We start from the raw sequence: 24,666 nt of genomic DNA, 5'->3' as shown, positions 1-24,666 counted from the left end.
ATGGGAATGATAAACCGATTAAATGATTTTTTTGGGCTGGGTGATGAAGAAGAAACTTTTCAAGTCGAAAACAATGCACAAGAAAATAATGAGATGAAAAATAAACAAAAACCTCAGTTTCCAAACAGACAAGGAAGTAATCCGGCGATGAATACACGAAGAGAAGTTAAGAAAAACAATAATGTAGTTGCTTTGAGCCAAGTTCAACAACAAGGAAAAATCATCGTAGTTGAACCAAGAGTCTACTCGGAAGTAAAAGATATTGCAGATTTACTGTTGTCGAATCAATCTGTTATTTTGAACTTTAGCCGTATTGAAAAAAGCGAAGCCAAAAAAATAGTGGATTTTTTGATGGGAAGTATCTATGCCATTGAAGGAGACATGCAACGTGTTGGAAATGAAATTTTTCTTTGCACACCAAAAAATGTTGAAATCGATGGTGTGTTAGAACAAACCAACACCTTTGATGATCTTGAGATTTACTAAAAGAGAGGAAATACCATTCAGTGTTAAACTTACTATTTGTACTTCATGATGTATTATCTGCTGCTCTAGAAATTTATTCCGTATTACTGATTATTTATATACTGATGTCTTGGTTTCCGAATGCTTATCAATCTACTTTTGGGCAGTTGTTGGCTCGAATTTGCGAACCTTATTTGGAAATATTCCGCAGATTCATTCCGCCAATCGGTATGATCAGTATATCTGGAATAGTAGCGTTATTTGTATTGAATCTGGCAAGTTCAGGTTTAGATAGTATCTTCGTGTTCATTTATCGATTAATACTTTCATAAGGGGTAGGTCACAATGATTGAAAATGTTTATCAGCATTTCCGAAAAGATGAAATACCTTTTATTGATATGGTAATGGATTGGGTCAGAGAAGTTGAGGACCAATATACACCGGTACTGACAAATTTTTTAGATCCTCGCCAATACTATATATTGGAAACGATCATCGGTAAAAGCAGTGAAATCAAGTTGCATTCTTTTGGAGGATACGAATCCTCTGAGAGAAACCGAGCATTTATTTGTCCGACTTACTTTGAACCGAAACAAGAAGATTTCAATATCCGCTTGTATGAAGTAAAGTACCCAGCGAAGTTTGCCACCATGTCTCATGGGAAAATATTGGGTACTCTGCTTTCTACCGGTATGAAAAGGGAATATTTCGGAGATATTATTTCGGATGGAGAGAGATGGCAATTTTTTATTGACGACTCTATCGAGAACTATGTGGTCTCTCAAATCGATAAAATTGGGAGAGTCGCTGTTCGGTTAGAAGAAAGACGCTACACCGATATGATCGTTCCTAAAGATAGTTGGACGATTGTCCACGATACCGTTTCATCTATGCGTATTGATGTGCTTGTTTCAAGTATTTTCAAGATTTCTAGACAACGTGCCAAACAAATGATAGAATCAGGGCATATTAAGGTCAATTGGACTGAAATGCAACGTCCGGATTTTGTGTTGGACTTACAAGATATTGTTTCAGTTCGCGGGTTTGGACGTTTCCAAATACAAGAAATTGAAGGAAAAAGCAAGAAAGACAAATGGAAACTTGAATTAGGCGTTTTATTTAAATAACAGACTAACAACTTTACTATTGGAGGTGTCAATAATGGTACTAACACCATTAGATATACATAATAAAGAATTTCCGGTCAAAATGCGTGGTTACGACCAAGATGAAGTAAATGATTATTTAGATCAAATCATCAAGGATTACGAAGCCATTTTAAAAGACAAAAAAGAATTGGAAAAGAACTTGAAATTTGCTGAAGAAAAAGTGGCTTATTACAATAATCTTCAAGAATCTTTGAATAAATCCATTATTGTTGCTCAAGAGGCTGCTGACCGTTTGAAAGAAAACTCTGATAAAGAAGCAGCTATCATCATTCAAGAAGCTGAAAATAATGCAGATCGCTTATTGAACGATTCCGTTGAAAAAGCTCGTAGAATCACTGCTGAAACAGAAGAATTGAAAAAACAAAGCCGTGTATTCAAGCAACGTCTTCAATTGATGATTGAATCTCAATTGGAAATGGTAAAAAACAACGAATGGGATGAGTTGCTGAAAAGCGATGTAGAAGAAGTTATCGAAATTCCAACGGTTAAAGAATTTCTGAAAAAGACAGAAACTAATGAGAAACGGTTGCCAGTAGATGTCGAAAAAGCTATAATAACAGATGATGATTCTGAAAGAACGGAATCCATTGAAGTTCATTCTGAGACTGTTTCAGAAAAAACTTCGTCTGAAACAGATGAAGCGGACTACGAAGAAGGCAACATGCCTGCTGTAGAAATGCCTTTATAATCAACCATTTGAATAATGAATAGCGAAGATTGGAACAGAAAGCGACAGTAAGTATACTTTTCAGCGAGTTAGAGATAGTGTAAGTCTAACAAGTCCCTGCTGTCGTAAGATCCTCCATGAGTATTGATTCGAACTAGGAGTAGAATCAATCGTGTGATTGGCGTTAACAATTACTAGAGGAGAAAAGAGGGAACTCTTTTCTTGAACTATGGGTGGTACCACGAAGATTTCGTCCCTTTTGGGAGGAGGTCTTTTTTTTATGCTCCAAAAGTTAGGCAATGGTGTTGATCAAAGGAAACAAGGAAAAACAAAGAAGAGGGGAATTCTTACAATGAAAATGAAAGAAACATTGAATTTAGGAAATACTAAATTCAAAATGCGAGGAAACTTGCCAGTACGAGAAGTGGAATGGCAACAAGAGTGGAAAGATGCTGGTGTATATGAAAAACGTCAAGAAAAAAACTCAGATAAACCAACTTTTATCTTGCATGATGGACCTCCATATGCAAACGGCGATATCCATATGGGTCACGCTTTAAACAAAATTACAAAAGATATTATCATCCGATCAAAAAGCATGAGCGGTTTCCGTTCTCCTTACGTTCCTGGATGGGATACACATGGACTGCCTATTGAACAAGCTGTCACAAACAGCGGTGTGAAACGGAAAGAAATGTCGGAAGCAGAATTCCGCAAGATTTGTGAGGAGTATGCTTGGAAACAAATCAACCAACAAAGAGAAGATTTTAAACGTCTTGGAGTAGCTGGTGATTGGGACAATCCTTATGTGACTCTAGATCCTAAATTTGAAGAACAACAAATTCGTTTATTCGGACAGATGGCGGAAAAAGGATACATCTATAAAGGTTTGAAACCTATTTACTGGTCACCATCTAGTGAATCTTCATTAGCTGAAGCTGAAATTGAATACCAAGATGTTAAATCACCAAGTATCTATGTTTCTTTCCCAGTTGTTGACGGAAAAGGAATTTTAAATGGTGACACATCATTCGTGATCTGGACAACTACACCATGGACGATTCCAGCAAACTTAGCTATCGCTGTGAATGCAGATTATGTGTACTCTGTAGTTGAAGTTGATGGCAAAAAATATGTATTGGCTAAAGACTTAGTAAACGATGTAGCAGCCACATTAGGTTGGGAAAATGTTGAAACCGTATCTGAAGTGAACGGAAAAGACTTAGAATTGATGACAGCACAACATCCATTGTATGATCGTACATCTCTAGTAATTGTGGGAGATCACGTTACACTAGAAGCCGGTACTGGTTTAGTTCACACGGCTCCTGGACACGGGGAAGATGACTATATTGCAGGTCAAAAATACAAACTAGGTGTTCTTTCTCCTATTGATGATAAAGGATGTTTCACTGATGAAGCACCAGGCTTAGAAGGTGTTTTCTATGATACTGCCAACAAACAAATTACGGAATGGCTTGAAGAAAAAGGAAACTTGTTGAAAATGAGCTTCTTTACACATAGCTACCCTCATGACTGGAGAACAAAAAAACCAGTTATTTTTAGAGCAACACCTCAATGGTTTGCTTCAATCGATAAATTCCGTCAACAAATTTTAGATGCTATTGAAAATGATGTAACGTGGTTGCATCCATCAGGAAAACCAAGATTGTACAATATGGTTCGAGACCGCGGTGATTGGGTTATTTCACGTCAACGTGTATGGGGCGTGCCTCTGCCGATTTTCTATGCTGAAAATGGCGAACCGATTATTACTCCAGAAACCATTGATCATGTGGCTTCATTAGTGAGTGAGCATGGATCGAATGTGTGGTTTGAACGGGAAGCAAAAGATTTATTACCAGAAGGCTTTACGCATCCAGCTAGTCCAAATAATGAATTTACTAAAGAAACAGATATCATGGATGTATGGTTTGACTCAGGATCATCTCATGCAGGTGTATTGAAAACTCGTCCAGAGTTATCATTCCCAGCAGACATGTATCTAGAAGGCTCAGATCAATACCGAGGCTGGTTTAACTCTAGTTTGACAACCTCTGTGGCGGTTAACGAAGAAGCTCCTTACAGAAGCGTCCTTTCTCAAGGTTTCGTAATGGATGGAGAAGGCCGTAAGATGAGTAAGTCTATCGGAAATGTTATTGTTCCAAATAAAGTAATCAAACAAATGGGTGCAGATATTATTCGTTTGTGGGTTTCAAGCGTTGATTACGAATACGATGTGCGCGTCTCAGATGATATTTTGAAACAAGTATCTGAAGGTTACCGTAAAATACGTAACACGATGCGTTTCTTAATGGCTAATACATCTGATTTTGATCCTGCAGTCAATGCCGTTGCTTACGAAGAGTTGAATGCTTTAGACCAATATATGTTGATTCGTTTCAACCAAATCGTAGAAAAAATCAAACATTCTTATGAAACGTATGATTTCAAGGGGATTTACCAAACAGTAATGAACTTCTGTACAGTTGATTTGTCTCAATTCTATTTAGATATTGCTAAAGATATTGTTTACATCGACTTAGAAGATGGACACGATCGTCGTGCTATGCAAACAGTCTTTTACGATATCTTAGTGAAGATGACAAAATTATTGACACCAATCCTTCCGCATACTAGTGAAGAGATTTGGAAACTCCTTAAAGAAGACGAAGAATTTGCTCAATTGGCAGAATTACCTGAAGTAGAACGTTTCAACAATCAAGAAGAAGTGTTAAAAGATTGGAAAGCATTCATGAATGTGCGAGATGAAGTATTGAAAGCTTTGGAAGAAGCACGTAATGAAAAAATCATTGGTAAGTCATTTGAAGCAAAAGTAACTCTTTACCCAACAGCAGAAGTAAAAGAGTTGTTGAATAGTTTAGACGCAAATATTGGGCAATTATTGATCGTTTCTGATTTAGAAATTGCTGGTGATTACGAGTCAGCACCTGAATCAGCTCATAAATTTGCAGATGTAGCTGTTTCTATTGAACATGCACACGGAGAGACGTGTGAAAGATGCCGCATCGTCAGTGAAGAAGTGGGATCATTTGAGGAGGCTCCAACACTTTGTGGTCGTTGCTACCATATCGTGAAGGAACACTATCCAGAAGCGTTAATACCTGAAACAGAAGCAGAATAGACCAGTAAGCTCCATTAAACAGTTCAATCTGTTTGATGGAGCTTTTTTATTGAGTACGAAAGTGAAAAGAGGGCAATTAATTTGAGGTAGGTGGTGAATGAGAACTATTTTGATAGAACGTTTCCAAAGTAGTTGAAAACTCATAATCAATAAAAAGCTGTTGTTCGCTGTTAAAATGCAGATGATAGCCCTTGCAAATAAAAAACAACTGCGTTATAATTGAAAATGTAATAGATTTTGTTTTTAAAAATGAGAAAGTTGATTTTATGTCACATCAATAACTAATCAAGAACGACGTTTATATTTGTATAAATGCACTTTGATCGTTGAGTTACATAAATAGACCTCTATAGAAAAAAGATCTGTTGCAATAAGATATAGTGGAGGTAGTTAGTTATGGAAAAAGGAACTGTAAAATGGTTTAACGCTGAGAAAGGTTTTGGATTTATCGAAGTTGAAGGCGGAGACGATGTATTCGTACATTTCAGCGCAATCACTGGCGATGGTTTTAAAACTTTAGAAGAAGGACAAGCGGTAGAATTTGAAATTGTTGAAGGCAACCGTGGACCTCAAGCAGCTAACGTTGTTAAATTATAATTAAAAAATCAAAAAGAATGGAGACTTCATAGTTTCCATTCTTTTTATCGTTTTACATTAAAATAAAAAAGATATACTCCGAAGAGTATATCTTTTTTATTTTATTAGGGAACAATTACCCTTTGCGTCTTCCAGTAATGAAAGAGAAGATTAATATTAGAACGATAGCACCAATCAGCGCTGGGAAGATGTAAAATCCTCCGATATTCAAACCCCATTGTCCTAATAATGATGTACCTAACCAAGATCCGATAAATCCAGCAATGATGTTACCAACGATACCAAACGGTACGTCGCGTCCAACGATCATCCCAGCAACGGCTCCTAAAATACCACCAACGATTAATGACCAAATAAATGACATAAGTTCCACTCTCCTAAGAAATAAAGTATTTGTAATGAACTATTACAATACCTAGTATAGACACTAATTGTTCAAAGTTCAAAGGATATGCTCACATCACATGGAAAGGGGAAGAAAAAAATTAATCTTTACTTGTGATTTCTAGTAATTGATCGCGCAGAGTAGTCTCCATAGTGGTTAACTCACGTTCTGCTTCTTTACGTTTGATACGGCCTTCTTTTTGGATTTCCAAAGTTTGTTGCAGCGTATCGATCAGGTCAGTTTGAGTTTTTTGCAAGGTTTCTAAGTCAATAATACCTCGTTCATTTTCTCTAGCTGTTTCAATAGCAGAAGTTTTCAATAGTTCAGAGTTTTTCTTTAATAAGTCATTAGTGGTTTCAGATACTTGGCGTTGTGCTTCAACAGCATCTTTTTGTCTCAATAGGGTCAATGCAATAACAATTTGGTTTTTCCATAAAGGAATAGCGGTATTGATAGAAGATTGAATTTTTTCAGACAATGCTTGGTTTGTATTTTGAATCAAACGGATTTGCGGAGCTTGTTGGATCGTCATTTGACGAGCTAACTTCAAGTCGTACACTCGTTTTTCAAGACGATCAAGAAATTGATTCAAATCATTTACATGTTGAACATCCATTTGATCAGAACTGTTTTCTGCTTTTGCTACAGCTTCAGGAATCAACTTAGTTAAAAGTTCTTCTGCTTTTACTTCACCGGCAGCAATGTAGATATTCAACGCTTCAAAATAGTCTAAGTTTTTTGTGTACAATTGTTCCAACATAGCGTTATCTCGCAACAGCAAATCTTTTTCTTTGTTTAACTTACCAGCGATTTTATCGACTTGAGCACCGATTTTTTGGTATTTAGCGGTTACTTCATATATCGAGCGATTGATCTTCCCAAAAAGTTTTTTGAAAATATTGTTGTCTTCAGCTCTTAAATCATCTGGGTTAGCTTCATTCAAACGATACATCAATTCATTCAAGGTTTCTCCAATATCTCCAGTATCTTGATTTTGGACATGATCCAGCATGGAATGAGAAAATTCCCCTAGTTTTTTTTGCGCAGCTGCACCATAAGACATGACCGATTCAATATTGCTTTCGTCGATTTGACCGGCTAATGCATAAGCTTGCTGTTGTCTTTCTTTAGGCAGTTTATCGACCAAGCGTTCAGTCTTTGTTTCTTTTTGTACATCATTCTCAATAGAAGGATCTGCAGCTACAGGAGCTGCAGGTGTTTGGAATGGATTAGCTAATAAACTCTCTAATTCAACGTTTACGTCTTTGACCGTTGATGGCGTTTCGTTTTCTTGGGTATTAAATGATTCTTTGTTTGTATCGACCATACTCTCAACTCCTAATATTATAGTTCCTCATCATTGATTTCGTCTGTGGAATGATTATCTCTTGTAATGGCTTTCTTTGCAAGTTCCATCTCTAATTCTATGTCTTCAATTTCTTCAGATTTGAAAGAGACGTAATCTTTAGCAATCAGATTACACATACCATCAATCGTTTCGGCACTTTCTGATAAAACAGAAAAAGTTGATTTGTGCTTCACTTCATGATTATCCACCTCAATGTATTTAGCGGTCAAATCTTTTAACGAAGGAAGGTGCACGTATAAGAATTTATCTACTTCATGCAAACGTTGAGGTTCTTCAGTGATTTCTTTAAATAAAGCTTTCGCTAAATGGATCGTATTGTTGCGTTTTTCAATAGCAGTCAACTTAGTAGATTTGCGCATATTTTGTTCTAGTTCTAATATATTAACTTTTGCTGTTTGCATCGTTTCTCTAAAAAATTTCATTTCATCCTTAGAAAGTCATTTGGATTTATAAAATGCTTCTTTTTCGGGAGTCAATTTCCGGAGTCGCTGCACTTTTGTTTTTGCCGGCTTATCTGATTTGTCTTTTTTAAAGTATAAAAAGCTTCCGATAATCAAACTGATGATCAAGGATGGCCAAAAACCAAAATCAAATACCAGCAAGACTAAGAAAACCACAATGGTACTTGCAGTCGTAAAAGTGTATTTCAAAATATCTCCAAAATTTTTAATAAAATTATCCATTTTTTGTCCACCTCTTAAAATAGTTTAAAAACATCTCTATGAGTCATTTATCTTACATTTATTCTAGCATAAAAAGCAGCTGAAAATATATGCGACTTAAGAATGAATTATTACTCTAAGTATAAAGCAAACTAGGGATTCTTTCGACTGTTAGATATTCTGGTTCTTGTTTTTTTCAGAGTTCAACGTTATCATAGAACGAGATGTTGACAAAGGGAGGAAAAGTCATGAAATTTGAAGAAAAGACATTATCCAAGGAATCTATTTATAAAGGGAACATTACAGAATATACAGTAGAGTCTGTAGAGTTGCCCAATGGAAAAGTGTCTACGAGAGAAATCGTCAGACATCCTGGAGCAGTCGCGATCATGCCGTTTACCTCAGAAGGAAAAATGATATTCGTAGAACAGTTTCGTAAACCGATTGAACAAACGATTTATGAAATTCCTGCCGGAAAAATAGACGATACAGATACTGATCCGGAAGAAACAGGGGTCAGAGAGTTAAAAGAAGAAACAGGATATTATGCCCACGAGTTCGAGTTCGTAAAAACGTTCTATACGACTCCTGGTTTTACAGATGAAGTGATTCATTTGTATCGAGCTTCGTCTTTAGAAGAACAAGAAGAAGCAGCATTAGATGAAGATGAATTTTTAGAGTTGATCGAGCTGTCTTTTGAAGAAGCTTGGCAAGCTTATGAAGATAGCAAAATCATTGATGCTAAAACCATCATGGCTTTACTTTATTGGAAAATCGAATTGTTGCAAACCAACAAAGAGGGTGAGAACAATGGGTAAAAGTTTAAGAGAGCAAGAAAGAGAAAAGCAGCAGCAAGAATTGAAAGCTCAAAAAGAACGGGAAAAGAAACGGTTAAAAGCTGAAAAGAAATACCAAAAAGAAAGAGAAAAACAAGGATTTGCTACTAAAAGCCGTAAAAGTGAAAACGATAAAATAAGAGATGCTGGAAAGAAACTTAACTTAGCCATATTGGCAGTGGCTGCTTTACTGGCAATCGTTTTAGTGATTGTTTTTGTTGTATAAAAAATAGATGCGTCCTAGACATGAGGAGAAAATAGAGTATGAGAATCGGTATCATTGGAGCAATGGAACAAGAAACCATTACATTAAAAAGTAATTTAACAGATCGTCAAGATTGGTCTACAGCAGGAGCAAATTTTTCTTCTGGAAAGATGTGGGGTCATGACATTATCTTAGTTCAATCAGGAATAGGAAAAGTCAACGCTGCGATAGCAACTACATTATTGATCAATGATCACCAGGCAGATGTTGTATTCAATACAGGTTCTGCAGGCGCGATTGATGGAAGTTTAGCGATAGGGGACGTTGTGATCTCTACTGAATTAGCTTATCACGATGCTGATGCACGTGCTTTCGGCTATGTTATGGGACAAGTTCCTCAAATGCCGGCGCGTTATAAAGCAGATCAACAAATGATCGAAATTACAGATAAAGCTGCGAAAAAAGTCGGATTGAAATCAGTTAATGGTGTTATCGTAACCAGTGATTCATTTATAGCGGATAAAAACGTCATCAAAGAGATCAAAGCGAACTTCCCGGATGCTCTTGTTTCAGAAATGGAAGGAGCCGCTGTAGGGCAAGTATGCTACCAATTCAATAAGCCGTTTGTAATCGTACGAGCTGTTTCTGATACTGCAGATGATGAAGCAGGAGTGGTCTTTGACCAATTTATTATTGAAGCGGGTAAAAAATCAGCAGAGATGGTCATTGAAATCATCAAAAACATCTAAAAGAAGATGATCAAAAAGGGCACAGCGTTTTGCTGTGTCCTTTTTGACGTTTTGTTTAAAGTTTCTTCTGAGCGATTTCATTGTAAATAGAAAAACCGTTTTTTTGGTAAGTCTCTTTTGCAATCGTGTTATTTGCCCAATAATGCAGTTCCACATACGGGATCTTTTTTTCTTTCGCATAATCATCTGCGAATTGCAGCAATTCACTGCTGAGACCTTTGTTTTGGTAATCCGGCAAAACGGCTATATGTGAAATATATAATCGTGTATAGCCATAACGAAAAGGAGTTTCTTTGATTTCTTGTTCGCTTAACCATAAATAAGCACTGACAGGTTGATCCTGTTTTGAATCATCCAGCCACAGAAAAACCTTTTCTTTTGGATTTTGAAAAACTGTTTCAAAATGCTGAGCTATTGATTCCTCATCATATGGTTTGAAAAAATCAGGGTATAATGCACGATGTTTTTCTTGCATGGTTTTTCCCAGCTGTCCCATCAAATTAAAATCTTTTGTTTCTTTGATTTGCATGTTTAAATCACTCCTGTATAAATTAAGAATTAGGAGAAAAAGCGTTTAAAGAATGACTTTTTCTGACTTTTTTGTTGAGGCTCACTCTTTAGAGGAAGAGGGTATTTCTCGGCAAGGTCAATAATGGGTTCATCTACAGCAGTCGAAGCAGTATAAATGATTGCATAAGGGGTGGTTTGTGCATATTCATTGGCTATTAGAGTGAATGGAATCCCCATATGTTTACTTTCTTTGATATAGCCGTCAAAGAAACTCATACCAAATGTACCATTCAACAGCAAATGGCCATCTGGATGTTTTTGAAATTCATCTTGGAAAGCTTGAAGTGCATTCTCTTGGGAAAGCTGCTCTAGTCGTGCAGTCAAATAAACTCTTTCTCGTAAACTGCCCATGAATTCTTTTCGTTCTGAAATCAACGTTTGTTTAACACCATATTGTCCTTTTTGCAAGTAATCATTGGCATCTTTATTGACCATGTATAACACCTCATTCAAAAATAATTCGTCTCATTACCAATAGTACCACATTTTGCTGATTAAAAACAAAAACTGGGACGTAGATAAATGAAAACACAAGTGTGAAATAAAGGGGAAACAAAAAAGCTTGGAAATCTATGAAAGATTTCCAAGCTTTTAAGAAAGATCGTCGAATGATTCTTATTATCTGGTTTCAATGTCGTACTCGTAATTCATTCCTTACAGATTGCCGGATGGGAATCTAGAAAGGATTTGTTATCACATCCTTAAGTGTGATATTATTAGTCGACAAAAAGAGCTATGAGAAAAAATTTAACGTAGGCCAGTAGATTAAAAATCGTTCTACTCTAATAAATAGTTAAGGTAGAACATATGTTCCTTTTTGTGTATAATGTAAATATAGGTGGTGATATGGGTGGATAAGATAAAAAAGTATACCCCTCTTGTGTTAGTAATTATTGCATGGATAGCCTTCGCTGTATTGAGTATCAACTACATTAATTCATTTAAAGAAAGTTCAAACACTTCAAGAGTAACTTCTTTTATAGAATTAATAGGGTACTTTATTTTTATATGTAGTTACAGCTATTCACACGTTAATTGGATATTCACTAACTGGAGAAAACTGATTGTTTATATAGCAAATCCATCTGTCTCTTGGAAAATCACTACGGTGTATTCTGTTAATCAGATTAATGAAAACCTTACTGAAGATATTTTTAAAGACCTGTCAAGCAAATATTCGGATTTTAAATTTCCTAATTCTTATAATAAAAACTTAACCAAGTATGAAATCAGTGTAAATCAAAATCAATATGTGCTATCAATAGAAAATCCTGATGAATATGAAGTTAGAATATCTTCTAAATATCGAACATCATATAGAAATTCTTTGAGTGATTTATACACTACGTACTCAGAAGTAGAAGGAATTATTCGTTCTAACTTTATCCATCCAACGGATGTTTCATGTTTGTTATCAATTGAATTGGATGATTTCAATCCATTTTATAAAGTATATTTAAACAATTTTGAAAAAATTGATAAATTGAATTTTAATATGAAGTATGAGCTTGATGAAGGAACTGTATTTATAAAAAATAATAATATTTCAATTCATTCTACTTCTTTAGCCCAAATAAAATCTATTTCAAAAGAGTATATAGCAATATCGAATAACAACTTATTTAATTAAGTGCTCGTATATTCGCATGATGATTACCTGTTTTTCATCATCCGTTAGAGAATCGTCATACAATGTAATATTTCCTTTTTTAGAAATGCCACAATATATTTCTTTGTCTGCAAACAAGTAGATGAAGGTTATATACGTGGCTTTTTCGTTATCTATTCCCTCACGAACATCATCGTCATTTTCTACTTCGCTTCCAAAATAAGCTTCTGTATTTACGCCATCTTTTACAACGGAAATCCAGGCTCCTTTTAACCCATCGACTTTAGACATTATAGTTTTTAAATTAGGCTCCAGTATTTCATATTTAAAATTAGGAAATTCTTGAGATAAGTAACTTAAAAAATCTTTTGCAACATCTTTTTGAGCACGGACTAACAAAAGACTTTCTGCTTCAACATAGTAAAGATAAAAATCTTTTGGATCTAAGTAATAATGAAATATTCTATCAAAAACTTTTCCTGTTTTTTTCACTTTATAATCATGATGAATAGTGTAGACTGCAACATCTTTATTATCAACTTGTATATTTGTAGAGTGTTGCATCCTAGTTTCCGGATCTCCTTCTGTGATAGCTAATCCATCTGCATCTAGCAGACTTGTTTGTACGTTAGGGTCTATTGAATAATTTCTATTAAAATTGCTTGTTTTTGCAATTAAATAAGTATTGGACACTTAAAATTCACCTCGATCTTATGGTATAATAATACAAAGATATTCCATAATGCGTTATTTATCTCACTCCTCACCGTCCAAAGTAGGGGAGTGGGTTGTTTTTATTTTGTTATAAATTTTATGCACCCTGCAAGCAAACCACAGACCAGGATAGATGTAATTATTTCGTAAATATTGTTCACCTCTTTTTCGCCACTTCCGAATCAGAAAGAAGGAATTTGTTATTATTTCTACTTTAATAGCTCTTTTAGTTTTTCCTGTTGTCCTAGAGATTATTGATTCTTAATACTAGGCTTTCGAATTCCAAATTTCATTTTGAATACACCTGAATTAAAACTTAAAAATTAACGTGTACTATTCAATATCTAACTCAAATGATGCAGCACTCAACCTTTGGTCGGGGAGAGTGCTGCATTTTTATTTTTTAAGTAATTAAGTTATTAATTAAAGTTTACTTCTATAGATTTTTCATCAACTAATTGAGAACCATCACTTTCATCCCATAACTCTGACGTAGTTAAGGTGACTTTGCTTAAATCACTCATAGCTTCAGCGTTAATTGGTGCTACTATGTAATCTTCGACTTTAGTATTTGGTTGGAAAGTTGTAGTATTGCTGTAGTTTAAGTTATCCATCATAACGTCTATTTGTTGTCCTTGATCAGTGACAATATAGTTTAAACCATAAAAATCTAAAGCATTATCTGTATCATTAGTAACTACGTAGTCAATTTGAATAGTATAAAAACCATCTTCAGTTAGTGAATTCTCTGGGATAAATCCATCCGAAACGTCTGATTCTAATAAATTTTGATCAACTTCAGAATACTCAAGTATTTTGATATCATTAATTAATATAGAAAAACCATCTAAGATTTGAATAGTTTCTTTTGGACTAGCTAATTTAGCAAGAGTAATCTTACCGCCATAACCTTCGTCATCAGTCCATTGTCCAACTTCTAACAATTTACCTTTCTCTACATAGTTTTCATCTACAGGTTCAATGGCACTAGAAGATGTAGCTGCGTTGCTATCCTTAGATGTTTCTTTTCCTGTATTATCTAAACCACCAGAACACGCCATTAGTGTTACCGCCGAAAGTGATAATAATAATCCACCAACAATTTTTTTCAAAATAAAACCTCCAATATGGTATAATGTATATAAGGAAAACGTATCTTTGAAAACTGTTCTCATCAGTTTTCAGTTTGTTTACTTAAATTTTTAGCCTTGAACTTTTTATATCTACATATCAAGGAGTTGAGCTCTAGTTACTGTTAGCTGCAGTGACTAGAGCATTTTTTATAGATTGACAACTTATTTCTATGGTTTTTTCCAATGTTTTAGCAGGTTATCTTATTTCAATTTATATGTACTGCATATAGCTAATATACCCTTGAATCAGCAATCAAAAGGATGAAGCCATTTTGTAATGGACTCTTTTGAGTTTTGCTTCCATATTTTCGTTAACAAAATTGCAGTATTCAATTTGTATTTTCTTTTGCAATAATATATCGCTCGTCGGTGACACATCTTTTAACGTTATAATAACTACTATAACGTTAAAAAACAACAAGTTTTTAACATTCATACTTCAGCGGCAAACAAGTGGCGTTAAAATCACTGTTACTTTTTAAGAGAAATGTTGCTCTCATATATGATTTATAGATATGAGAATAATGGCAGGTTGTTGTCATCGTTAATTGGGTAGTAAAGAACTACGTGAATTTCAATGAATATAGAAGACACCTTTGGTTACCGAAAAAGGTTTGAAACAACCGAATAAAACAGACGAGTAATAGAATGCGACTATCAATTTTGATTTTCCTAAATCATTCTAACTGTTATTAAAAATTAAAAAAATTCTATAAAAAAAGCTTGGAAATCTATGAAAGATTTCCAAGCTTTTAAGAAAGATCGTCGAATGATTCTTATTATCTTGAGTAGTACTCAACGATAAGAGTTTCGTCGATTTCAGCACTCAATTCTTCACGTAATGGAAGACGAGTTAATGAACCTTCTAATTTTTCTTCGTCAAAAGAAACGAATTCTGGACGACCAAATACAGATTCAACAGCTGCTTTGATGATTTCCATGTTTTTAGATTTTTCACGAACTGAAACTACTTGTCCTGGTTGAACGCTGTATGATGGAATATCAACACGTTTGCCATCTACAAGTACGTGACCGTGGTTTACTAATTGACGTGCTTGACGACGAGTAGTAGCTAAACCTAAACGGAAAACAACATTATCTAAACGTTGTTCTAAAAGGATCATGAAGTTATCCCCATGTTTTCCTTCTTTGATAGTACCAGCTTTTAAGAATAGGTTGAAGAATTGACGTTCATTTACACCGTACATGAAACGTAATTTTTGTTTTTCTTGTAATTGCAAACCGTATTCAGATAATTTTCTACGGCTGTTTGGACCGTGATCTCCTGGTGCGTAAGGACGACGTTCGATTTCTTTTCCTGTACCAGTTAATGAAATACCTAAACGACGAGATTTTTTCCAACTTGGACCTGTATAGCGTGACATTATAAAATTCCTCCAATGAATAATTTTTTGGAGTAAAATAATTAAGTTAAAAGTTCAGTAATACGTGCAGTTCATTTTCAATCTTCACCTTTGCAGCCGCAGGTTACACAATTGGACTAAACTAAAGATTTAACTCTTTAGGCAATGAACTGTTGACGCGGTTACCACTTTTTTTGCTGCATTATTTTACACAACCAGTAGTATACCTTACGAATCAGTGAAACGTCAAGTGTTTCTCTGTTTTGATGTCAATATAAGTGTTAAGAAAAAAAGAACTTTTAGTTGACCGCATTCATTAAAATAACCGCGAATTCTTCCAGGTATTTTTGATCGATTTCATCGAATCTTCCAGTTATAGGAGCATCGATATCCAATACACCGATTAATTCTCCGTTTTTCGTTTCAAGAGGGACAACGATCTCAGATTGACTCGCTGCATCACAAGCAATGTGTCCAGGGAACTGATTAACGTCTTCCACTACGATCGAACGGTTTTGCTCAAATGCTGTTCCGCAAACACCTTTTCCAGGTTGGATTCTTACGCAAGCTACTTTTCCTTGGAACGGTCCTAAAACCAACTCTTTAGAAGCCTCTTCAAATAAATAAAAACCAGACCAATTGATTTGAGGCAACGTTTCATAAAGCAAAGCAGATGCGTTGCTCAGGTTAGCGATCAAGTTAGGTTCTCCGTCTATCAAAGCACGGAGTTGATTGTTCATTAATGAATAGCTACTTTCTTTTGACATATGTGGACTCCAACTTTCTTTTTAGGAACGCGTTAAAGATTGTTCCAGAATTTTTTTATTTCTAGTGTTAGAAATTTTTCATTATGTTATACTAATTAATAGGTATTTTACTAGGAAAAATGAAAAAAATCCATCCCTTATGCATAAAAGTGAAACGAACGGATAAAACGGGTGGTTCATTTCAAACGGAGGGCTTTACACATGAAAGTTGAAATTATCATAGCTGTTATTCTTCTCTTAGCAGTAGCTGCTTTTATTTTCAGTTACATAACGAGGAAAAAACATTATCGAATAGTAGATCAATTAGAAGAACAAAAAATCCAGTTGCTGGATATGCCGATAGTGGATGATGTACAAGTCATCAAGACACTGAAGTTGACAGGACAAACAAAAGAAAATTTTGAAAAATGGGAAAATGAATGGAAAAAGGTAGAGACGGTTTCTATACCCGAAATCGAAAACCATTTATATGAAGCAGAACGTGCTGTTGATAAATTGCGGTTTAGTCACGCAGGAAGTTTAGAAGAAAGTGCCAAAAGCAAGCTTGATGAAACAAAACAAACCTTGCTGTTGATCCAAGATGCTTTGACAGAATTGGTGAGAGGCGAAGAAAAGAATAAAGAAGAATTAAATAGAATCAAAGAAACCTATCAAACGATTCGCAAGAAGTTGTTGACTCAAAGTTTCAGTTTCGGTCCGGCTCTAGAGCAATTGGAACAAAAACTGACTTTATTGGAAACGGATTTTTCGCTTTTTTCTGAGTTTACTGCTCAAGGAGATCACATTGAAGCCAAAGAGGTTCTAGAAAATGTCAATGCTAAAACAGAGACTTTAAATGCTTATATCACTGAAGTCCCTCTTTTACTGAAAGAAATCAATGGAGAGTTCATTGAGCAATTAAAAGAAATCAAAACAGGTTATGACATGCTGAAAGAAGAAGACTTTCAATTTCCAGAGGACAACATAGAAAGTAAAATTTCTGAAGTTGAACAAGAAAGAGCGGCTGCCGGAAAATTAGTTGGACAATTAGAAATTGATGCTGCTAAAGAAAAACTTCCTGTCATAGAAGAAGAAATCGATCAATTGTATGATGTTTTAGAAAAAGAAATGAGCGCCAGCCAATATGTAAATGACCATCAAGAAAAATTGGAACAGCTGATTGCTTACTTAACGCGCAAAAACAGTAAACTGCTGATCGAAATAGATCGCGTATCACAAAGTTACAAACTGAATCATGATGAGCTGAAGCGGACACAAGGTTTTAAAGATCAATTAGATGAAGTAACGGAAACAGTTCGTTATTACATAGAAGGTCTTCAAAATAAAGCTGTGGTATATTCCGAAGCTCAAGAGACATTTGAGAAGACGTTGGAAGAACTAGAAGACATCGATAAAAAACAAAACGACATTGCGCAGCAGCTGAAAGAATTGCGTAAAGAAGAAACGCATGTCAAACAACTGATCGATGATTTTGAATTTAATATGCGCGGGATGAAACGTTATATTGAAAAACAACATTTACCTGGTCTTCCTACAGAATACATGGATTTATTTTTTGCAGTGACGAAAAAAATCGAGAACTTGTCGGTTGAGATCAATAAACTGAGAATTGATATGGATGAGATCAAAAAAATGGCTGATTTTATTGCAGATGATGTGGATCTGTTGATTGATAAAACAGAAGAAATAGTGGATACAGCTTTGTTGACAGAATATATGATGCAGTATGCTAATCGTTATCGTCAAAGCAACCCTCAAATTGCTTCGGCTGTTCAAAAAAGTTCTGCTTTATTCAGTCAAGAATACGATTACCGAGAAGCACTTGAAACCATCTCGACTGCTTTAGAAGAAGTTGAGCCTGGTGCTTATAAAAAAGTCGAAAACACGTATTTCAATGAAGTCAAACCATCAGAATAGGAATGGAAAGCTGAGTGAGGGAAATCGCTCAGCTTTTTTTCATGTCAGAAGACAGTAAAGTGAAAAAAATAACAAGATGTGTCTAGAGAGTGAAAAAGCTAAATGAAACCTTGTACTTACTAAAGATTTTGTTATAATAAGTAGAGAATTTTTTAACTAATAAATAATTAGTTAAAGTAGAAAGAATGTGGAAAAATGATTTATTTCGACAATAGTGCTACAACTAAAGTTGATGACAGCGTATTGGAGACTTTTGTACAAGTGAGTCAAAAAATGAACGGGAATCCTTCCAGTTTGCATCGTTTGGGTGATTTAGCAGATGGATTGCTGCAACAATCAAGAAAGCAGATTGCTTCTTTACTGAAGGTGAAAGATTCTGAGATTTACTTCACCAGCAGCGGAACAGAAGGAGACAATTGGGCGATCAAAGGAACCGCTATTGAAAAAATGCGTTACGGTAAACATTTGATCACTACGTCAGTAGAACACCCAGCAGTCAAAGAAAGTATGGCTCAATTAGAACAATTAGGGTTTAAAGTGACCTATTTGCCGGTTGATGAAACAGGAGTCGTTTCTGTTTCAGATTTAAGAAAAGCTTTGCGACCAGACACCGTGCTGGTATCGGTTATGGCTGTAAACAATGAAGTGGGCAGCATTCAGCCTATAGATGAAATTGGTGAAGTTTTAAGAGAGTATCCGTCAATTCATTTTCATGTAGATGCAGTTCAAGCTGTAGGGAAAATTCCTTTGGATCTAAGCAGTTCTTCCCGTATTGATCTAGCGACTTTTTCAGGACACAAATTCCATGGCTTAAAAGGAACAGGCTTTTTATATATCAAACATGGACGGAAGATCGCTCCGTTGATGAGTGGTGGCGGACAAGAGGGAGGTCGGCGCAATGGGACTGAAAATGTTGCCGGAATAGCAGCCATGTCCAGAGCATTGCGTTTACTATTTGACCAACAAGAACAAAAAACAGCCAACCAAAGACTAATCAGAGATTATTTGATGGATGAATTGAGTAAGTATCCTAAAGTTCAACTGTTTTCTACCAAAAAAGGGGCTCCTCATATTATTTGTTTTGGATTGCAAGGCATTCGCGGAGAAGTGAGTGTTCATGCATTTGAAAAGGAAGATATTTTTATATCGACGACCAGTGCGTGTTCAAGTCGAAACAAGACAACTTCCAGTACGTTATCGGCGATGGGTGTGCCGGAAAAAACAGCTACTGGAGCAGTTCGTGTCAGTTTAACAGACACGAGTACTATGGAAGAAGCACGACAATTTTTAACAGCGTTCGATGCTTTGTATCAAAATTTTAAAGATATCAAATAGGTAGGGATTTAGAGAGGAAGTACAGTATGCAATACAATGAAGTGATGGTTCGCTACGGTGAATTATCGACAAAAGGAAAAAATAAAAAGATTTTTATCAATCGGTTATCACAAAACGTTAAAGCGGCGTTACGTGATTTTCCACAAGTTAAAGTTCACGGTGAACGCGACCGTATGCATTTAGAGTTGCATGATGCCGATAGTGAAGAAGTATTGAAACGATTGAAATCGATATTTGGTATTCAAAATTATTCTCCCGTTATGAAATTAGACAGAGACATGGAGCAAGTAAAACAAGTGGCTGTTGAAATGGTAAAAGAGCAATATGCACCAGGGAAAACATTTAAAATCGCTACTCGAAGAGCTGATCATGATTTCGAATTGGATACAAACGACATCAACCAATTGCTCGGCGGAGAAGTATTGAGAAATGTTGAAGGAATAAAGGTTCAAGTCAAAAAACCTGATATTACTTTACGAGTTGAAGTGCGTTTAAACGGAATCTTTTTATCTTGTGAAACGATTCAAGGAGCAGGCGGGCTTCCTGTAGGTTCAAGCGGCAAAGGAATGCTGATGATGTCAGGGGGAATCGATTCGCCAGTAGCAGGGTATTTGGCTATGAAACGTGGAGTAGAAGTAGAAGCTGTTCATTTTCACAGTCCTCCATACACAAGTCCAAGAGCTTTACAAAAAGCAAAAGACTTAACGGCTAAAATTGCTGCTTTTTCAGGAAGTGTGCAGTTTATTGAAGTACCTTTTACGGAGATCCAAGAAGAGATCAAAAAGAAAGTCCCAGAAGGATACTTGATGACCGTGACACGTCGTTTCATGATGCGTATCACAGACCGTATTCGTGAACAACGTAAGGGTTTAGCGATTTTCAATGGAGAATCTTTGGGTCAAGTAGCATCACAAACAATGCACAGTATGATCGCTATCAATGATGTGACAAATACGCCTGTTTTACGACCAGTAGTCTCTATGGATAAGAATGAGATTATTGACATCGCTCAAAAAATCGATACATTTGACTTGTCTATCCAACCATTTGAAGACTGCTGTACGATTTTTGCTCCTCCAGCTCCTAAAACTAAGCCGGATCTAGAAAAAACGAGAGAATTTGAAGCTAGATTAGACGTAGAAGGCTTGATTGAACGTGCTATGGAAGGATTAGTCTTCTCTGAAATCAGTGTAGGAGATACACTAGCTGCTCAGCAAGAAGAAACTTTTAGCGCATTGCTTTAATAAATAGCATCATAAAATGGATCGCAGAATGTTGTTCTGTGATCCATTTTTTTGTCTAAATGTTATTCTTCATAGCCATCGAGAGAAAAGAACTTTATAATAGAGACAGATGTCAATATAGGAGTGGATAAAATGGAAATCACAAGAAAAGGAACACCATATCAATTAGAAGGAATACAACCGGCAGTAGGGGAAAAAGCGCCTAATTTTTCATTGTCTAATTTAAATGGAGATCAAGTATCGCTGGCAGATTTTACTAATGAAGTCATCGTGATCAGTGTCATACCGGATATCGATACACGCGTATGCGCTCAACAAACAAGAGCGTTCAACGAAAAAGTTAGTAAGATTGAAGGCGTACAGTTGCTGACAATTTCAAATAACACAGAAGATCAGCAACGGAATTGGTGCGCAGGAGAAGGATTAGAGATGGAGATGCTGCATGATACAAGTCTGACTTTTGCTCAAGCTTACGGATTATATATGCCTGGATTAAAGAAATTGGCACGTTCGGTTTTTGTGATTGATAGAAAAGGAACGATTGTTTACCAAGAAATTGTTCCTGAAATGGTGGATGAACCAGACTATGAAGCAGTGATTGAAGCTGCAAAATCTGCTCGATAAAATGAATAACAAATGAAAAATCAAGTGGCAATTCATCCTTTTTTTTAAGTATGTGGAAAAGAGAAGACATATTATTACAGGAATAAACTCATATATTCGTTATTGAATTTTAAAAATGAACATGCTATCCTAATAAAGAATAAAGCGATGAACAAGAGGAGTAGTTTCAGACTTCAATTTGAAGAGAAAAGGATGTTTGGTGGGAGTCCTTAATTGAACTGGAATGAAGGTAGCTTGGGAGCTGACAGAGTGAATGAAGAGTAGCTTTGTCCGGACTAACGTTTCGTTACTAACGTGAATGAAGTGGTCTATCCAACATAACGGATAGGCAATATAGGTGGTACCGCGAATCCAAAAGCATTCGTCCTAATAACAGATTAGGATGGATGCTTTTTTGTTTTCAGCAAATACAGGGTAAAAGAGAAAAGGAGTGGTTCAATATGGCAAAAGAGATTACAATGCCGACGAAATATCAGCCGAATGAAGTCGAAGCTGGTCGTTATGAAAAATGGTTAGAAAAAGATTTATTCAAACCAAGTGGAGATAAAACAAAAGAACCTTATTCAGTGGTTATTCCACCACCGAACGTTACAGGTAAATTGCATTTAGGACATGCCTGGGATACAACGTTGCAAGACATTTTAGTGCGTCAAAAACGCATGCAAGGTTACGACACATTATGGTTGCCGGGAATGGACCATGCTGGAATCGCAACTCAAGCCAAAGTAGAAGCTAAACTAGCTGAAGAAGGCATCTCCCGCTATGATCTTGGGAGAGAAAACTTCATCGATAAAGTATGGGAATGGAAAGAAGACTATGCTAGTGTCATTCGTGAACAATGGGCAAAAGTTGGAATCTCTGTTGACTATAGCCGCGAGCGTTTCACATTAGATGAGGGATTATCTGAAGCGGTTCGTAAAGTATTTGTAACCATGTATGAAAAAGAATTGATTTATCGTGGGGAATACATCATTAACTGGGATCCTAAAGCTAAAACAGCTTTATCGGATATCGAAGTGATTCATAAAGACATCGAAGGTGCTTTTTACCACATGACTTATCCACTAACAGATGGCAGTGGTGAAGTAGAAATTGCTACAACGCGTCCTGAAACGATGCTGGGAGATACTGCAGTGGCTGTACATCCTGACGATGAACGTTATCAAGGATTGATTGGTAAAACTGTTACATTGCCATTGATGAATCGTGAGATACCGATCATTGCGGATGATTATGTTGACATGGAATTTGGTACTGGAGTGGTTAAAATCACCCCTGCCCATGACCCGAACGACTTTGAAGTTGGGAATCGCCACGATCTTCCTCGTGTGAATGTGATGAACGGTGATGGTTCTATGAATGAAACTGCAGGAAACTACGCAGGAATGGATCGTTTTGAAGCTAGAAAAGCTGTTATCAAAGATTTGGAAGCTGAAGGTCGTTTAGTGAAAGTAGAAAAAATGGTTCACAGTGTTGGACACTCTGAGCGTACTGGAGTAGTGGTGGAACCTCGTTTATCTACTCAATGGTTCGTTAAAATGGCTCCGTTAGCTAAAGAAGCTCTGGAAAACCAAGAGACAGACAAAAAAGTCAATTTTGTCCCAGAACGATTTGAAAAAACGTATACTCAATGGATGGAAAATGTTCATGACTGGGTTATTTCTAGACAATTATGGTGGGGACACAGAATTCCAGCTTGGTACCATAAGGAAACTGGAGAAATGTATGTAGGAATGGAAGATCCGACAGATGTTGAAAACTGGGAACAAGATCCTGATGTATTAGACACTTGGTTCAGTTCAGCATTATGGCCATTTTCAACAATGGGTTGGCCAAATGAAAATGCAGAAGACTTTAAACGTTATTTCCCGACCAGTACATTGGTGACGGGTTACGACATTATCTTCTTCTGGGTAAGCCGCATGATTTTCCAAAGTTTAGAATTTACCAATGAACAGCCGTTTAAAGATGTGTTGATCCATGGGTTGATTCGTGACGAGCAAGGACGCAAGATGAGCAAGTCTTTAGGGAATGGTATCGACCCAATGGACATTATCGACAAATACGGTGCAGACGCTATGCGTTGGTTCTTATCTACCGGTTCTGCTCCAGGTCAAGATGTTCGTTTCAGCTACGATAAAATGGATGCGGCTTGGAACTTTATCAATAAAATTTGGAATGCTAGTCGATTCGTATTGATGAACTTAGAAGATCTTGAAGTAAAAGATATTGATTTAACAAGAGAAAAAACAGTAGCCGACCGTTGGATCTTAACGAAATTAAACGAAACGATCCAATCTGTTACGGAATTGACAGACAAGTATGAAATTGGTGAAGCTGGTCGTCATTTGTACCACTTCATTTGGGATGATTTCTGTGACTGGTATATTGAAATGAGTAAAGAAATTTTATTTGGCGAAGATGAAGAAGCGAAGTTGACGACTAGAAGTATCTTAGCTCACGTTTTAGATCAAATTTTACGTTTGCTGCACCCAATCATGCCTTTTGTGACTGAAGAAATTTGGGAAAATATTCCTCACGAAGGAGAATCACTTGTAGTGGCGGACTATCCAACAGTTCAACCAGAATTGTCCGATGAAGCAGCTTCAAAAGGGATGGATGTCTTAATGGAATTGATTCGTTCAGTGCGCAATATCCGTTCAGAAGTGAATACTCCATTATCGAAAAAAATCAATATCCTTATCAAAACAAATGACGATACGATCGAAGCATTCTTGAAAGAGAACACGTCTTATATCGAACGTTTCTGCAACCCAGAAACATTGACGATCTCTAACACTATTGAAGCACCAGAAGAAGCGATGACAGCTATTATTACAGGGGCTGAGATTTACCTTCCGTTGGCTGGATTGATCAATATTGAAGAAGAGATCGCTCGTTTGGAAAAAGAATTGGACAAATGGAACAAAGAAGTTCAACGCGTCCAAGGCAAATTGTCGAATGCGAAGTTCGTTAACAATGCTCCTGAAAAAATCGTTTTAGAAGAAAAAGCGAAAGAAGCAGAGTACTTGGAAAAACAAGCAACAGTAAGCGACAGAATCGCAGTTCTAAAACAAAAATTCTTATAAGATGTATCGAATGACTAATAGAAAAGCTGTATCCTTAAAGGGGTGCAGCT

General features: G+C 36.2%; 24 protein-coding genes, 1 pseudogene and 2 other annotated features. Of the genes and pseudogenes, 15 read left to right on the top strand and 10 right to left on the bottom strand.

Annotation, left to right across the window (positions count from 1 at the left end; translation table 11 throughout):
• The 6 genes from BM137_RS03000 to cspD all read left to right on the top strand — a co-directional run bounded on the left by BM137_RS03000 (position 1) and on the right by cspD (position 6,044).
• Positions 1 to 486, top strand: a complete 486-nt coding sequence (locus BM137_RS03000; protein ID WP_092479679.1) for a cell division protein SepF — start codon at positions 1 to 3, stop codon at positions 484 to 486.
• A gap of 20 nt (positions 487 to 506) precedes the next feature.
• The gene (locus BM137_RS02995) at positions 507 to 797 is read left to right on the top strand and encodes a YggT family protein (protein WP_092479678.1); all 291 of its coding nucleotides are present in this window, start codon (positions 507 to 509) and stop codon (positions 795 to 797) included.
• Between the two features lie 13 nt (positions 798 to 810).
• Positions 811 to 1,593 carry a YlmH family RNA-binding protein gene (locus BM137_RS02990; RefSeq protein WP_092479677.1) on the top strand — a complete coding sequence of 261 codons (783 nt, stop codon included), beginning with the start codon at positions 811 to 813 and terminating at the stop codon, positions 1,591 to 1,593.
• 34 nt (positions 1,594 to 1,627) lie between these two features.
• Positions 1,628 to 2,323, top strand: coding sequence for a DivIVA domain-containing protein (locus BM137_RS02985; protein ID WP_092479676.1), 696 nt, complete (start codon positions 1,628 to 1,630; stop codon positions 2,321 to 2,323).
• Positions 2,324 to 2,339: 16 nt separating this feature from the next.
• Positions 2,340 to 2,563: a binding site (T-box leader), on the top strand.
• 91 nt (positions 2,564 to 2,654) lie between these two features.
• Positions 2,655 to 5,447, top strand: coding sequence for an isoleucine--tRNA ligase (ileS, locus tag BM137_RS02980; RefSeq protein ID WP_092479893.1), 2,793 nt, complete (start codon positions 2,655 to 2,657; stop codon positions 5,445 to 5,447).
• Positions 5,448 to 5,843: 396 nt separating this feature from the next.
• A complete protein-coding gene (cspD, locus tag BM137_RS02975; protein WP_092479675.1) occupies positions 5,844 to 6,044 on the top strand; it encodes a cold-shock protein CspD in 201 nt (66 codons plus the stop codon).
• Positions 6,045 to 6,159: 115 nt separating this feature from the next.
• On the opposite strand, the gene BM137_RS02970 is transcribed toward cspD, so the two are convergent.
• The 4 genes and pseudogenes from BM137_RS02970 to BM137_RS11365 form a co-directional block, all read right to left on the bottom strand.
• Positions 6,160 to 6,408 carry a GlsB/YeaQ/YmgE family stress response membrane protein gene (locus BM137_RS02970; RefSeq protein WP_092479674.1) on the bottom strand — a complete coding sequence of 83 codons (249 nt, stop codon included), beginning with the start codon at positions 6,406 to 6,408 and terminating at the stop codon, positions 6,160 to 6,162.
• 121 nt (positions 6,409 to 6,529) lie between these two features.
• A complete protein-coding gene (locus tag BM137_RS02965) occupies positions 6,530 to 7,756 on the bottom strand; it encodes a toxic anion resistance protein (RefSeq protein ID WP_092479673.1) in 1,227 nt (408 codons plus the stop codon).
• Positions 7,757 to 7,773: 17 nt separating this feature from the next.
• Positions 7,774 to 8,223, bottom strand: a pseudogene (locus tag BM137_RS11370) (5-bromo-4-chloroindolyl phosphate hydrolysis family protein); the annotation flags it as partial.
• Positions 8,224 to 8,235: 12 nt separating this feature from the next.
• A complete protein-coding gene (locus BM137_RS11365; protein WP_244887633.1) occupies positions 8,236 to 8,481 on the bottom strand; it encodes a hypothetical protein in 246 nt (81 codons plus the stop codon).
• A gap of 227 nt (positions 8,482 to 8,708) precedes the next feature.
• Here BM137_RS11365 and BM137_RS02955 point away from each other — a divergent pair, with 227 nt between their 5' ends.
• The 3 genes from BM137_RS02955 to BM137_RS02945 are packed head-to-tail and all read left to right on the top strand — an operon-like array spanning position 8,709 to position 10,250.
• Positions 8,709 to 9,278 carry an NUDIX hydrolase gene (locus BM137_RS02955; protein ID WP_092479672.1) on the top strand — a complete coding sequence of 190 codons (570 nt, stop codon included), beginning with the start codon at positions 8,709 to 8,711 and terminating at the stop codon, positions 9,276 to 9,278.
• Positions 9,271 to 9,522 (top strand): cell wall synthase accessory phosphoprotein MacP, encoded by a 252-nt coding sequence (gene macP, locus BM137_RS02950; protein WP_092479671.1) that lies wholly within the window; start codon positions 9,271 to 9,273, stop codon positions 9,520 to 9,522. Before BM137_RS02955 ends, macP begins: the two co-directional genes overlap by 8 nt.
• 38 nt (positions 9,523 to 9,560) lie before the next feature.
• Entirely contained in the window at positions 9,561 to 10,250 is a 690-nt protein-coding gene (locus BM137_RS02945; protein WP_092479670.1) for a 5'-methylthioadenosine/adenosylhomocysteine nucleosidase, read from the top strand.
• A 55-nt stretch (positions 10,251 to 10,305) separates the two neighbouring features.
• Here BM137_RS02945 and BM137_RS02940 read toward each other — a convergent pair whose 3' ends face one another.
• Both BM137_RS02940 and BM137_RS02935 read right to left on the bottom strand, forming a co-directional pair.
• Positions 10,306 to 10,779, bottom strand: a complete 474-nt coding sequence (locus BM137_RS02940) for a GNAT family N-acetyltransferase (protein WP_092479669.1) — start codon at positions 10,777 to 10,779, stop codon at positions 10,306 to 10,308.
• A 29-nt stretch (positions 10,780 to 10,808) separates the two neighbouring features.
• Positions 10,809 to 11,255: a DUF1694 domain-containing protein gene (locus BM137_RS02935; protein WP_092479668.1), complete on the bottom strand. Its 447-nt coding sequence runs from the start codon at positions 11,253 to 11,255 to the stop codon at positions 10,809 to 10,811.
• A gap of 415 nt (positions 11,256 to 11,670) precedes the next feature.
• On the opposite strand from BM137_RS02935, the gene BM137_RS02930 reads away from it, so the two are divergent.
• Complete coding sequence (locus BM137_RS02930; RefSeq protein ID WP_092479667.1) at positions 11,671 to 12,450, top strand: hypothetical protein; 780 nt, start codon at positions 11,671 to 11,673, stop codon at positions 12,448 to 12,450.
• Here the strand turns inward: BM137_RS02930 and BM137_RS02925 are convergent.
• The 4 genes from BM137_RS02925 to BM137_RS02910 all read right to left on the bottom strand — a co-directional run bounded on the left by BM137_RS02925 (position 12,439) and on the right by BM137_RS02910 (position 16,407).
• A complete protein-coding gene (locus BM137_RS02925) occupies positions 12,439 to 13,122 on the bottom strand; it encodes a hypothetical protein (RefSeq protein ID WP_092479666.1) in 684 nt (227 codons plus the stop codon). The two genes, BM137_RS02930 and BM137_RS02925, sit on opposite strands and share 12 nt — an antisense overlap.
• A gap of 440 nt (positions 13,123 to 13,562) precedes the next feature.
• Positions 13,563 to 14,255 carry a hypothetical protein gene (locus tag BM137_RS02920; protein WP_092479665.1) on the bottom strand — a complete coding sequence of 231 codons (693 nt, stop codon included), beginning with the start codon at positions 14,253 to 14,255 and terminating at the stop codon, positions 13,563 to 13,565.
• An 800-nt stretch (positions 14,256 to 15,055) separates the two neighbouring features.
• Positions 15,056 to 15,661 carry a 30S ribosomal protein S4 gene (rpsD, locus tag BM137_RS02915; protein WP_092479664.1) on the bottom strand — a complete coding sequence of 202 codons (606 nt, stop codon included), beginning with the start codon at positions 15,659 to 15,661 and terminating at the stop codon, positions 15,056 to 15,058.
• Between the two features lie 278 nt (positions 15,662 to 15,939).
• Positions 15,940 to 16,407 (bottom strand): GAF domain-containing protein, encoded by a 468-nt coding sequence (locus BM137_RS02910; protein ID WP_092479663.1) that lies wholly within the window; start codon positions 16,405 to 16,407, stop codon positions 15,940 to 15,942.
• 201 nt (positions 16,408 to 16,608) lie between these two features.
• On the opposite strand from BM137_RS02910, the gene BM137_RS02905 reads away from it, so the two are divergent.
• From BM137_RS02905 to BM137_RS02885, 5 genes are all read left to right on the top strand, one after another.
• Positions 16,609 to 18,324 carry a septation ring formation regulator EzrA gene (locus tag BM137_RS02905; protein WP_092479662.1) on the top strand — a complete coding sequence of 572 codons (1,716 nt, stop codon included), beginning with the start codon at positions 16,609 to 16,611 and terminating at the stop codon, positions 18,322 to 18,324.
• Between the two features lie 195 nt (positions 18,325 to 18,519).
• Positions 18,520 to 19,659 (top strand): cysteine desulfurase family protein, encoded by a 1,140-nt coding sequence (locus BM137_RS02900; protein WP_092479661.1) that lies wholly within the window; start codon positions 18,520 to 18,522, stop codon positions 19,657 to 19,659.
• 26 nt (positions 19,660 to 19,685) lie between these two features.
• A complete protein-coding gene (gene thiI / locus BM137_RS02895; protein ID WP_092479660.1) occupies positions 19,686 to 20,903 on the top strand; it encodes a tRNA uracil 4-sulfurtransferase ThiI in 1,218 nt (405 codons plus the stop codon).
• A 132-nt stretch (positions 20,904 to 21,035) separates the two neighbouring features.
• Positions 21,036 to 21,527 carry a thiol peroxidase gene (gene tpx, locus BM137_RS02890; protein ID WP_092479659.1) on the top strand — a complete coding sequence of 164 codons (492 nt, stop codon included), beginning with the start codon at positions 21,036 to 21,038 and terminating at the stop codon, positions 21,525 to 21,527.
• 138 nt (positions 21,528 to 21,665) lie between these two features.
• Positions 21,666 to 21,899 (top strand) — a binding site (T-box leader).
• A 68-nt stretch (positions 21,900 to 21,967) separates the two neighbouring features.
• On the top strand, positions 21,968 to 24,616 hold the full coding sequence (locus tag BM137_RS02885) for a valine--tRNA ligase (protein ID WP_092479658.1): 2,649 nt from the start codon (positions 21,968 to 21,970) through the stop codon (positions 24,614 to 24,616).
• Positions 24,617 to 24,666: the final 50 nt, after the last annotated feature.

Source organism: Desemzia incerta, from assembly GCF_900115825.1.
Taxonomy (GTDB): domain Bacteria; phylum Bacillota; class Bacilli; order Lactobacillales; family Carnobacteriaceae; genus Desemzia; species Desemzia incerta.
The sequence above is the reverse complement of the archived record's forward strand: the minus strand, read 5'-3'. Positions and strand labels throughout refer to the sequence as shown.

What these genes read in the sequence shown, in the direction of transcription:
- BM137_RS03000 (WP_092479679.1), top strand. Translation starts at nt 1, where the DNA reads ATGGGAATGATAAACCGATTAAATGATTTTTTTGGGCTGGGTGATGAA.
- BM137_RS02990 (WP_092479677.1), top strand. Translation starts at nt 811, where the DNA reads ATGATTGAAAATGTTTATCAGCATTTCCGAAAAGATGAAATACCTTTT.
- BM137_RS02985 (WP_092479676.1), top strand. Translation starts at nt 1,628, where the DNA reads ATGGTACTAACACCATTAGATATACATAATAAAGAATTTCCGGTCAAA.
- ileS (WP_092479893.1), top strand. Translation starts at nt 2,655, where the DNA reads ATGAAAATGAAAGAAACATTGAATTTAGGAAATACTAAATTCAAAATG.
- cspD (WP_092479675.1), top strand. Translation starts at nt 5,844, where the DNA reads ATGGAAAAAGGAACTGTAAAATGGTTTAACGCTGAGAAAGGTTTTGGA.
- BM137_RS02970 (WP_092479674.1), bottom strand. Translation starts at nt 6,408, where the DNA reads ATGTCATTTATTTGGTCATTAATCGTTGGTGGTATTTTAGGAGCCGTT.
- BM137_RS02965 (WP_092479673.1), bottom strand. Translation starts at nt 7,756, where the DNA reads ATGGTCGATACAAACAAAGAATCATTTAATACCCAAGAAAACGAAACG.
- BM137_RS11365 (WP_244887633.1), bottom strand. Translation starts at nt 8,481, where the DNA reads ATGGATAATTTTATTAAAAATTTTGGAGATATTTTGAAATACACTTTT.
- BM137_RS02955 (WP_092479672.1), top strand. Translation starts at nt 8,709, where the DNA reads ATGAAATTTGAAGAAAAGACATTATCCAAGGAATCTATTTATAAAGGG.
- macP (WP_092479671.1), top strand. Translation starts at nt 9,271, where the DNA reads ATGGGTAAAAGTTTAAGAGAGCAAGAAAGAGAAAAGCAGCAGCAAGAA.
- BM137_RS02945 (WP_092479670.1), top strand. Translation starts at nt 9,561, where the DNA reads ATGAGAATCGGTATCATTGGAGCAATGGAACAAGAAACCATTACATTA.
- BM137_RS02940 (WP_092479669.1), bottom strand. Translation starts at nt 10,779, where the DNA reads ATGCAAATCAAAGAAACAAAAGATTTTAATTTGATGGGACAGCTGGGA.
- BM137_RS02935 (WP_092479668.1), bottom strand. Translation starts at nt 11,255, where the DNA reads ATGGTCAATAAAGATGCCAATGATTACTTGCAAAAAGGACAATATGGT.
- rpsD (WP_092479664.1), bottom strand. Translation starts at nt 15,661, where the DNA reads ATGTCACGCTATACAGGTCCAAGTTGGAAAAAATCTCGTCGTTTAGGT.
- BM137_RS02910 (WP_092479663.1), bottom strand. Translation starts at nt 16,407, where the DNA reads ATGTCAAAAGAAAGTAGCTATTCATTAATGAACAATCAACTCCGTGCT.
- BM137_RS02905 (WP_092479662.1), top strand. Translation starts at nt 16,609, where the DNA reads ATGAAAGTTGAAATTATCATAGCTGTTATTCTTCTCTTAGCAGTAGCT.
- BM137_RS02900 (WP_092479661.1), top strand. Translation starts at nt 18,520, where the DNA reads ATGATTTATTTCGACAATAGTGCTACAACTAAAGTTGATGACAGCGTA.
- thiI (WP_092479660.1), top strand. Translation starts at nt 19,686, where the DNA reads ATGCAATACAATGAAGTGATGGTTCGCTACGGTGAATTATCGACAAAA.
- tpx (WP_092479659.1), top strand. Translation starts at nt 21,036, where the DNA reads ATGGAAATCACAAGAAAAGGAACACCATATCAATTAGAAGGAATACAA.
- BM137_RS02885 (WP_092479658.1), top strand. Translation starts at nt 21,968, where the DNA reads ATGGCAAAAGAGATTACAATGCCGACGAAATATCAGCCGAATGAAGTC.